General features: G+C 60.0%; 10 protein-coding genes. 6 read left to right on the top strand and 4 right to left on the bottom strand.

From position 1 onward, the window contains the following. Nucleotides 1-623 precede the first annotated feature (623 nt). Nucleotides 624-2,354, bottom strand: a complete 1,731-nt coding sequence (locus tag ACXAIC_RS20325) for a thiamine pyrophosphate-requiring protein (protein ID WP_475184443.1) — start codon at nucleotides 2,352-2,354, stop codon at nucleotides 624-626. A gap of 431 nt (nucleotides 2,355-2,785) precedes the next feature. Further along, a complete protein-coding gene (locus tag ACXAIC_RS20320) occupies nucleotides 2,786-3,307 on the bottom strand; it encodes a CBS domain-containing protein (RefSeq protein WP_475184439.1) in 522 nt (173 codons plus the stop codon). A gap of 83 nt (nucleotides 3,308-3,390) precedes the next feature. Between ACXAIC_RS20320 and ACXAIC_RS20315 the strand changes: the two genes are divergently transcribed. Next, nucleotides 3,391-3,567 (top strand): hypothetical protein, encoded by a 177-nt coding sequence (locus ACXAIC_RS20315; protein ID WP_475184435.1) that lies wholly within the window; start codon nucleotides 3,391-3,393, stop codon nucleotides 3,565-3,567. Nucleotides 3,568-3,673: 106 nt separating this feature from the next. On the opposite strand, the gene nqrM is transcribed toward ACXAIC_RS20315, so the two are convergent. Both nqrM and ACXAIC_RS20305 read right to left on the bottom strand, forming a co-directional pair. Continuing rightward, nucleotides 3,674-3,904 (bottom strand): (Na+)-NQR maturation NqrM, encoded by a 231-nt coding sequence (gene nqrM / locus ACXAIC_RS20310; protein WP_475184433.1) that lies wholly within the window; start codon nucleotides 3,902-3,904, stop codon nucleotides 3,674-3,676. A 20-nt stretch (nucleotides 3,905-3,924) separates the two neighbouring features. Continuing rightward, nucleotides 3,925-4,956 carry an FAD:protein FMN transferase gene (locus tag ACXAIC_RS20305; RefSeq protein WP_475184431.1) on the bottom strand — a complete coding sequence of 344 codons (1,032 nt, stop codon included), beginning with the start codon at nucleotides 4,954-4,956 and terminating at the stop codon, nucleotides 3,925-3,927. A 171-nt stretch (nucleotides 4,957-5,127) separates the two neighbouring features. Between ACXAIC_RS20305 and ACXAIC_RS20300 the strand changes: the two genes are divergently transcribed. From ACXAIC_RS20300 to nqrE, 5 genes are read left to right on the top strand one after another with little or no spacing between them, the layout of a single operon-like run. Next, nucleotides 5,128-6,471: a Na(+)-translocating NADH-quinone reductase subunit A gene (locus ACXAIC_RS20300; RefSeq protein WP_475184428.1), complete on the top strand. Its 1,344-nt coding sequence runs from the start codon at nucleotides 5,128-5,130 to the stop codon at nucleotides 6,469-6,471. Nucleotides 6,472-6,474: 3 nt separating this feature from the next. Continuing rightward, on the top strand, nucleotides 6,475-7,674 hold the full coding sequence (locus tag ACXAIC_RS20295; RefSeq protein ID WP_475184425.1) for an NADH:ubiquinone reductase (Na(+)-transporting) subunit B: 1,200 nt from the start codon (nucleotides 6,475-6,477) through the stop codon (nucleotides 7,672-7,674). Further along, nucleotides 7,667-8,491 (top strand): Na(+)-translocating NADH-quinone reductase subunit C, encoded by an 825-nt coding sequence (locus ACXAIC_RS20290; protein WP_475184421.1) that lies wholly within the window; start codon nucleotides 7,667-7,669, stop codon nucleotides 8,489-8,491. Before ACXAIC_RS20295 ends, ACXAIC_RS20290 begins: the two co-directional genes overlap by 8 nt. After that, the gene (locus tag ACXAIC_RS20285; protein WP_475184419.1) at nucleotides 8,491-9,144 is read left to right on the top strand and encodes an NADH:ubiquinone reductase (Na(+)-transporting) subunit D; all 654 of its coding nucleotides are present in this window, start codon (nucleotides 8,491-8,493) and stop codon (nucleotides 9,142-9,144) included. Before ACXAIC_RS20290 ends, ACXAIC_RS20285 begins: the two co-directional genes overlap by 1 nt. Then, on the top strand, nucleotides 9,144-9,752 hold the full coding sequence (nqrE, locus tag ACXAIC_RS20280) for an NADH:ubiquinone reductase (Na(+)-transporting) subunit E (protein ID WP_475184414.1): 609 nt from the start codon (nucleotides 9,144-9,146) through the stop codon (nucleotides 9,750-9,752). The genes ACXAIC_RS20285 and nqrE overlap by 1 nt, the downstream gene beginning before the upstream one ends. The last annotated feature ends 12 nt before the right edge of the window (nucleotides 9,753-9,764 follow it).

Here is a 9,764-nt window from a genome sequence, read left to right as displayed (position 1 = left end):
AAAACGTTCGCTGCGCATGGGAGCCTCCTCAAAAGGAAGCTTGAATCACAAAAAACACGATCTGTGAATCCTATATGTCCACAGACTCTAGTGCATAATCCGCAAAGAATGCACTCACGCCTTTCTTCAGGTAGGTGCCTATCCATACCTCGATTGAGATAGCTGCGATGCTTGATGCGTCGGAGTAAGTTGCTGCGCGAAGAACCATGCTCTTGTTTGACACCCTTTCTGCTTTTGAGAAAGCTGTTTTCCTCTTCAGGTATGGGCTCGGACCTGACTTTCGCCGCGCGGGGCATGGAGGTCTGCTCTGATAGTTTTGACTGTCGCGAGAGGCTCTGACATCGAGTTTGTCAATCAGTGTTTAGGGCTATAGCGTAGGTATCGTTCTCGGTTTCGTCGGCTTCGGCCCGCCATTTTCCCAAATGCCGTGCCCGGAGAAATGGGTTAGATTCTAAGCCGCAGAGAGAGTTGACTTGCCCTCCTGAACCAATGGTTTGCGTGCCGGAACGCGGCCCTTCTTTTTTGTCGAATCCCTCTGGTTCAAAGCCGGGTGCAAGGTGGCCAGAGCTGATTGTTGGCGGCCGAAAGTCAGGTCCGCAGGACACAGCGCCTTTCCCCCTTTCTCACACCCGTGCAATCGCGATGTTCAAAAGAACCTGGCGTTTTTCCTTTAGGGCGACCTGAATGGCCCGGGCGAGGGCGCCGGGGAGGGCGGGGCCGTCGGTGACGGTTTCGGTATAGGCGCGGCTCGCCTCGGCGGTTCTGGTGAAGTCCGGGCTCGGGCGGAGGCTGGTCAGCGGCACGTCATTGGCCCGGGATGCGTGGCCGTCCTGATAGGTGTTGGTGACCGAGTGGCGCACGGCGCCCCATTCCTCATTGTTCAGAACCAGCGTGATGACCGGCAGCTCGAGCGCTTCGGCCACCTGGTGGCAGGCGGCCGGGTTGGCGAACATGTAGCTGCCGTCGCCCATCGTGGCAAAAACCAGCCGGTCCCGGTCCGCCAGTTGGGCGCCGAGGGCTGCCGGCAGCCCCCAGCCGAGGCCACCGGAATGGGGCTCCTGGAAATAGCTGTTGTGACTGTCCGCATCGAGCGGCTCCAGCGGGCAGCCCAGCTCGTGAAAGACCGTGGCCTTGCGGCCTGTTTCCGCCTGGGCCTTGATCGCCTTGCCCAAACACAGGCTCACCCACTCCTTGCTCATGGGGCTGGCATTCCCGGCCTCGGCCTGGGCGGTAACGTCCCGGCGCCGGGCGGCGGAAAGGTGGGTGACCTTGGTGCGGCGCTCGGCCAGGAGGGTCTCGTCCCGGGCCAGCGGAGCCATCGCCTGGAACAGGGCCAGCAAGGTTTCCGAAGTTTCCCCGGCAAGGGTGAGATCAGCGGGAAAGGTGCGCACCGGTGTGCGGCTGAACAGCGGGTCCGGACCCAGCTGGATCACCTTGGCGCCGTCCCGGAGCCTCACCTTGTCCGGCCACCAGGGGGCGAGCGCGTTGACCACCAAAATGACATCAGCCTCTTCCAGCAGGGCTTCCGGCGCCGCACCCACCTGCATCGGGTGGGAGAGGGGCACGGCCGGGGTATTGGCCCAATAAAGGGAAATCGGCAGGGCCCAGGCAGTCAGCGCCTCTGAAAGGGCCGCAAACGCCTCCGGCGATCCGGCGCCGCGCTGTGCCAGCACCAGCGGGTTCCTGGCCCCGGCCAGAAGCCGGGCGGCGTCCTCAAGGGCTTTGGGGCAGGGTGCGGCTGTGACAGGTGTTTGCCGGGAAGGGGTTCCAAGCCCGTTCGCGGGTGTCTGCTCGCACAGAACCTCCCGGGGCAGGCTCAGATAGACCGGGCCTTTCGGGGTGGAACTGGCAATGGCCCAGCCCCGGTCCAGCAGTCCGGCAATCTGTTCGGGAAAGCGCAGCTCATAGTCCCACTTGGTCACCTCGCGCACCAGGGCGCTCTGGTCGAACATTTCCTGCCCCCAGCCGATGGGAACGGTGCGGGCGCCAAACCGGCCACCCTCCATCACCGGCGTCCGTCCGGACAGGACCAGCATGGGGATCTGGTCGCACCAGGCATTGATAAGGCCGGTGGCCCCGTTGGACAGTCCCACATTGGTGTGCAGCATCACCGCCTGTGGGCGGCCGGAAATCTGGTAATAGCCATGGGCCATGCCGACGGCCACATGCTCATGGGGCACAGTGACCGGTTCGGGCAGGTCCAGCCCTTTTTGCGAGGCCTCGATCAGGCCTTCGATGACCGGCGGAAAATCGGTGCCGGAATTGGCAAAGACATAGTCCACCCCGAGCGCCTTCAGCTTGCCAAACAGGGCTCCACCTGCGGTGACGGATGCCGTCTTGTCTGCCGCGCTCATATCGTCCTCCTCGAAACACTCACAGCTCTCTCCGCTTCAAAGCAGGAAAGGCGAATATCTTCAATGGTGTTTTGATTTGTTTCAGGCCTACGCCAAGGGGAATGGGCTTTTCATGTATGCTTTTTTGCCGCAGCTTCCGGCGGCTGCGCTGGTGGGAGGGCTGTGAGCAGCCATGTGTACCTGGCTCCTGCCTTCGCAGGAACGACAAGAAGGTGAGATGGGGCGTTCGGATAGGGACCACGACGTCCCGGCCGCAAAAAGGGCAGGAGGGGACAAAATCTCAGCCAGCAAAAATCGATTCCCTGCAGGCGCCCAGCCGTGGGCTGGGATGATGTTCATCCCGGTCAACCCGATTTTCCTGTCGCGGCAGGACATCAAAGATGTCAACGCAACAGGAAAAACAGATCGTATTTGGCGGCATGCAGTCCGGTCTAGCCGACGATGAGCTGTTTCAGCTTCATCGATTCGTATTCCAGTTCATTCAGCCGGTAATTCACCACGTCGCCAATGGTGATGATTCCGGCAAGGGCGCCATCCTCGATCACGGGCATATGGCGAAAGCGGCCGTCGGTCATCTTGCGCAGAACCGACAGAAGCGGATCGTCCGGGGTGCAGACTTCCACATCCCGCGTCATGATGTCTTCCACCTTTTGCGACAGGGTCTGGCCCGGAGTTTCCGCAAGGCGGCGCACAATATCGCGTTCGGACAAAATCCCTTGCAAACGGCCGTCCGCGTCCTTGACCAGAACGGCGCCGATGCGCTTGTCGCGCAGCAGTTCCACGGCCTCGTGAAGGGTGTTTTGCGGGCGCAGTGCGAACACCTCCTGGCCTTTGGTCTCAAGAAGCTTGCGGACGGTGGCCGCCTCCGTCGACCGGTTCGTTTGTGGCGTCTGGCTGTGTGTGGTCACGTGCATCTTGTCTTTCCGGCTCGGGGCCTGATAAGAGCTGGGCATGATTTTTTGGCTCCCTGCTTTGTCTCCCAACGTAAAGCAGGACCAGCTTAACCGAAAAAAGCCGGCTTTAGGAACACTCCAAATTGTCAGACGTCAGTCTTACGCCGTTGATTGCAACGATCCTGTTCGTTGCCGCCTGCTTTGCGGGCTATCAGTACCGCCGGGTCTGGGTGCGCGAGGGGCCACGCTGGCAATTGTGGATGTTCGGCCTTGCGGCCGCGCTGTGCCTGGGGTTGGTGGCCTTCGTGCCCCTCAATTGAGCCGGGCCTGAGGAGGCGCTGTGTCAGGGCGTCCAGAAAAAAAGGCGGGCTGAACCAGCACCGCCTTTTTTCAGGTCACAAAAGCTTGAAGTCCGGCGGTCTGATGTCAGCTTTCCATCTCTGCCAGCATCTTGCGTGCCCGCGGGCAGGCAAGCCGCTCGCGCAGCGGGCTGTCGGGGTCGATCTCCTTGCTGCAGACAAGGCACTTGTCCGCATCGGCAATCGCATTCAGCCCGCCGCAGCTGCCCTTGATGGTCTTTCCTGAAAAAATCACGCCGATGGCCATGCCCACGATGACCGTGAGCAGCAGCGCGAATGCAAGAACAAAGGTCAGCACGTCGGTTTCCGTTCCTATGATCAGGCCTGAAGCGCCGTGAAGCGCTTGCTGGCGGAGGATACAAACCCTTTATGGGTACCCTCGGCGTGCCGATCAATGAACAAAACGGGCATATCGCGCTGATTCGCCAGGTCCATGCCCCGTTCGGTGCCCAAAACCAGCAGCGCGGTTGCCCAGGCATCCGCCTGCATGGCGTTTTCCGCCAGAACCGTGACCGACGCCGTGTGGTGCGTGATCGGCTTGCCCGTATGTGCATCGATGATGTGCGAATAGCGCACACCGTCCTGCTCGAAATAGTTCCGGTAGTCGCCGGACGTGGCCATGCCCATATTGCTGACACTGGCAATCTGATAGGCCTGACGGGTCATGGTGTCGGGGGTCTCGATGCCGATCTGCCACTTCATGCCGTCTGCATTGTGGCCGGACACATAGATGTCCCCGCCAACTTCCACCATGTAGTCGGTCAGGCCAAAGGATTTGACGGCTGCAGCCATCTGGTCGATGCCATAGCCCTTGCCGATGGACGGCAGGTAGATTTCCGTGTCCGGATGGCTCTTGCGCAGCGTGTTGCCGCTGACATGCAGCCCGTCACGGCCTGCCGTCTTGAAGGCCGCAGCCACAACAGCCGGGTCCGGTGTGCCGTGATGGCCGGTGGATTTGGCACCAAAGCCCCAGGCTTCGATGACCGGGCCCAGCGTGATGTCGAACTGGCCTTCACTGGCGTGGTTGATGTCTTTGGCAGCTGCGACGACACGCGCCAGCGATTGGGACACGGTCATCGGTTCAGTGGAGCGGTGGGCGTTGAAGCGGGAAACTTCAGAGCCAGCATCCCAGTTGGACATCTGGGCATTCACGGCTGCAAGGTTTTTCTCCACCGCCGCCTTCAGGGCAGCCGCGTCGATCCGCCGGTCGGGATCAAGAGCAGTCACGGAATAGGTCGTTCCCATTGTCGAACCGGAAAGTTCCACAAGATCCGAGCCGCCCTTACAGGCTGCCAAGGACAGGGACATGAGAATGAAGCTACGCCGGGAGAATTTAATGTTCGCTGGCAAGGTAACCGTCTCCAAAAGGTCCAAAGCGACAATCGTCGCGCGTCAAGGGGGCTTTTCCTGCCTTTCGAGTGCTGATTCAACAAAAAAATTTAGGCAACACGCAATTTAGCACTTTTTACCCGAGCAAAAACGTAGCATATGGCGGCTTGATGAAGTCTGGAGGCCATATGCGTGCATAGCTTTAAGCTCAAAAAAGGTCTTGATCTGCCCGTGTCGGGCGCGCCGGTTCAAGAGATCACCAATAAAGGCGGGATTCGGACTGCGGCCGTTCTGGCTGCGGACTATGTCGGCCTGAAGCCAAGGCTGGTGGTGCAGGAAGGCGATCCGATTGGCGTTGGTGCGCCTGTGTTTTTCCACAAAGACACCCCGGACGTGATGGTAACGTCGCCGGTTTCGGGACGCGTCAAGGCAATCAACCGGGGCGCACGGCGTGTGCTGATCAGTGTGGAAATCGAAGCCGATGCGTCGGCCGCCGAGCCAGTGGACTTCTCCGCCGTCGGCGATGTGACAACGGCGGAGGGGTTGGTAGAGCGCCTGTGCGCCTCTGGTCTTTGGACCGCGTTCCGTACGCGGCCCTATTCCAAAGTGCCTGATCCGGCGGCCCGCCCGGCCGCTATTTTCGTCAATGCCATGGACACCGAGCCGCTTTCTGCGGACCCGGCCCTGATCATTGCAGACAGCGGTGCCGCCTTTGAAAAGGGGCTGGCGGCTGTTGCCTCCTTGAGCGCTGGCAAGACCTATCTGTGCCATGCGGCCGGAACGCAGGTCCCCGGAGCCGGGATCGAGGGAGTGGAGAGCGCCGAGTTTTCCGGGCCCCATCCGGCCGGTCTCAGCGGTACCCATATCCATTTCCTGGATGTTCCAGGCGGTGACAAGACGGTCTGGACCATCGGCTATCATGATGTGATTGCCATTGGCCGGCTGCTGGAAACGGGCAAATACGATCCGGAGCGGGTGATTGCGCTTGCCGGTCCGCTCGCGGCCAAGCCGAGGCTGATCCGCACCACTGCCGGGGCCTCCATGGAAGAGCTCTGCGCGGACGAATTGGGATCTGATGCTCCGGTCCGCATGATTTCCGGGTCAATCCTGAGCGGACGTCTCGGGGAGGGACCCAGCGCCTATCTCGGCCGGTATGCCCGTCAGATCACCCTGATCGAGGAAGACCATAAACAGACGCCGATGGGCTGGATTCGTCCAATGCCCTCGCGGTTTGCGGTGCAGCCGGTTCTGGGCTCGGCCCTGTCGAAAAAGCTCTATGCGATGACCTCCAATTTGAATGGCGGGCGCCGGGCGATGGTGCCCATCGGCACGTTTGAACAGCTAATGCCGCAGGATTTTCTGCCCACTCAGCTGTTGCGCGCCCTGCTCGTAATGGATACGGATCAGGCACAGGCGCTCGGCGCCCTGGAGCTTGACGAGGAAGATCTGGGGCTGGTTGGTTTTGCCTGCCCTGCAAAATATGAATATGGCATCGCACTCCGCGACTGTCTCTCCAAAATCGAAAAGGAGGGCTAGACCTTGGGTTTGCGCAGCTTCTTTGACCGCGTTGAGCCTCATTTCGAGAAGGGCGGCAAATACGAGAAATTTTTCCCGCTCTACGAGATGGTGGAAAGTTTCCTCTACACTCCGAAAACGGTGACCACCGCCGCGCCCCATGCGCGGTCCTATATCGACATGAAGCGGATCATGACCTACGTGGTCCTCGCAACGATCCCCTGCATTCTGGTCGGCCTCTACAATGTGGGCTTCCAGGTCAATGCCGCCATTGCGGTTCACGGCCAGTCTGGCTGGCGGGCCGCTGTGATCGAGGCTCTGGGAATCGGATTTGATCCGGCCAATCCCTTCGCCAACATCGCGCACGGGTTGCTCTACTTCCTGCCCATCTACATTACGACCCTTGTGGTCGGCGGGATCTGGGAAGTGATCTTTTCCACCGTGCGCGGCCATGAGGTAAATGAGGGCTTTCTTGTCACCTCCATGCTTTACGCCCTGATCCTGCCGGCCTCAGCGCCGCTGTGGCAGGTTGCGCTTGGCATCTCCTTCGGGGTTGTCATTGGCAAGGAAGTGTTTGGCGGCACGGGCAAGAACTTCCTCAACCCGGCACTGACGGGCAGGGCGTTCCTGTATTTCGCCTATCCGGCCCAAATGTCCGGGGACACGATCTGGACTCCGGTTGACGGGTTCTCCGGGGCGACCGCCCTGTCCATCACCGCCTCTGACGGCTATCAGCAGCTGGCGGCCCATGGGGTGACCTGGATGGATGCCTTTCTTGGCACGATCCAGGGCAGCATCGGCGAAACCTCGACCCTGGCCTGCCTGATCGGCCTGGCCTTCCTGCTGATCACCAAGATCGCCAACTGGCGCCTAGTGGTCGGTTGTCTGGCGGGTATGATCGGCTTTTCTACGCTGCTCAACCTGATAGGCTCTGACACCAACCCCATGTTTGCGATGCCCTGGTACTGGCATCTTGTGGTTGGCGGGTATGCCTTTGGTCTGGCCTTTATGGTCACCGAGCCGGTCTCGGCCTCCCATACCAATCTCGGGCGCTACTTTTACGGCGCGCTGATTGGCTTCATGGTAGTCATGATCCGCGTGATCAATCCGGCCTTCCCAGAAGGAATGATGCTGGCAATTCTGTTTGGTAACGTTTTTGCACCGCTGATCGACTATTTCGTGGTCCAGGCAAACATCAAACGCAGGACGAAACGCAATGGCTGAAGACAACGGACAGATTGAAAAAAGCCAGAGCAAGGGTGCGTTGCGCCGGTTCCTGGACCTCCCGCCTGATTCCGTCCCGAAAACGGTGTTCGTGGCTGTCACCCTGTGCCTTGTGGCCTCAATGATCGTATCGGCGGCCGCCGTGTCGCTGCGTCCGCTTCAGGAAGCCAACAAGTTGCGGGACAAGCAGATCAACATTCTGCAGGTGGCCGGGCTCTACGACCCGCAGGCCAATGTGGCCGAGGCTTTCTCCCAGTTCGAGCCCCATGTGCTTGAGTTGGCGACCGGCGACTTCACCGACAAGTTCGATCCGGCGACCTTTGATGAAAAGACGGCGGCAGCTGACCCTGCGACCTCCATTGCCTTGACGGACGACCCGGCCTCCATCGGCCGCCAGTCAAAATACGTTGTCATCTATCTTCTTCGGAACGCGGATGGCAGCTTGAACAAGGTGGTTCTGCCGATCCATGGCTATGGCCTGTGGTCGACCATGTGGGGCTATATTTCCCTCGAAGCGAACGGCAACGACATATTTGGCCTGCAGTTCTATTCTCAAGGGGAAACCCCGGGCCTCGGGGCGGAAGTCGACAATCCGCGCTGGCGCGCCCTGTGGCGGGGCAAGAAGCTGGAAGGACCGGACGGCAATCTGCTGATCACCGTGTCAAAAACAGCGCCGCCTCAAGGTGAGCAATATCATGTCGATGCTCTGGCCGGGGCTACGCTGACCTCGCGCGGGGTCGACAACATGGTCCGGTTCTGGATGGGCGCGGCTGGTTATGGGCCCTTCCTGGCCAAACTCAAAGCAGGAGAGATCTGATGGCGCAGACCAAGAGAGAGATGTTGATCGATCCGCTGGTCGACAACAACCCAATCACCCTTCAGGTTCTTGGCATCTGTTCGGCGCTGGCCGTGACGTCCTCGCTGAAGGTGGCCTTCGTGATGGCCGTTGCCGTGACCCTGGTGACCGCCTTTTCCTCGATGTTCATTTCCATGCTGCGCAACCAGATCCCGGGTGCGATCCGGATCATCGTGCAGATGGTGATCATCGCCTCGCTGGTGATCATCGTGGACCAGATGCTGAAGGCCTATGCGTTTGAGGTCTCCAAGACCCTGTCGGTTTTTGTCGGCCTGATCATCACCAACTGCATCGTCATGGGCCGTGCGGAAGCCTTCGCCATGAAGAACCCGCCGATTGCCTCCTTTGTCGACGGCATTGGCAACGGCATGGGGTATGGTTTGATTCTGATGCTGGTGGGGATTATCCGCGAGCTGTTCGGCTCCGGCAGCCTGTTCGGCATCTCCATCTTGAACACGGTCAACAATGGCGGCTGGTATGTGCCCAATGGGCTGCTGCTGCTGCCGCCATCGGCCTTCTTCATCATCGGTCTTCTGATCTGGGGCTTCCGCACCTGGAAGCCGGAACAGGCCGAGGAAGCTGAATACAAGATCCAGGTGGTGGAAGCGCATTAATGGAACAGCTGATTTCTCTTGCCGTTAAAGCGGTCTTTGTCGAGAACCTCGCGCTCTCGTTCTTCCTGGGCATGTGCACCTTCATCGCCGTGTCCAAGAAGATTTCCACGGCCATCGGCCTTGGCATTTCGGTGATGATCGTGCAGGCGATCACGGTTCCGGCCAACAACCTGATCCTGACCTATCTGCTGGCGCCGGGCGCGCTGGCCTGGGCCGGGTTCGGCAATGTCGATCTGACCTTCCTGGGGCTGATCTCCTATATCGGTGTCATCGCAGCGCTGGTGCAGATCCTGGAAATGGTGCTCGATAAGTATTTCCCGCCTCTCTACAACGCCCTCGGAGTGTTCCTGCCGCTGATCACGGTGAACTGCGCCATCCTGGGCGGATCGCTGTTCATGGTGGAACGGGACTACGATCTGGCTGAGTCGGTCACCTATGGCGTGTCGTCCGGCTTCGGCTGGGCCCTGGCCATCACCGCCATGGCCGGTGTCCGGGAGAAGCTGAAATATTCGGACATTCCCGAAGGGCTTCAGGGCCTGGGCATCACCTTCATTACCGCGGGGCTGATGGCGCTTGCCTTCATGTCCTTCAGCGGCGTCAAACTGTAACGGGAGAGCCCT

The sequence above is a fragment of the Roseibium sp. AWQ4_254 genome, assembly GCF_056161025.1.
This window is presented reverse-complemented; position numbering and strand designations above follow the sequence as displayed.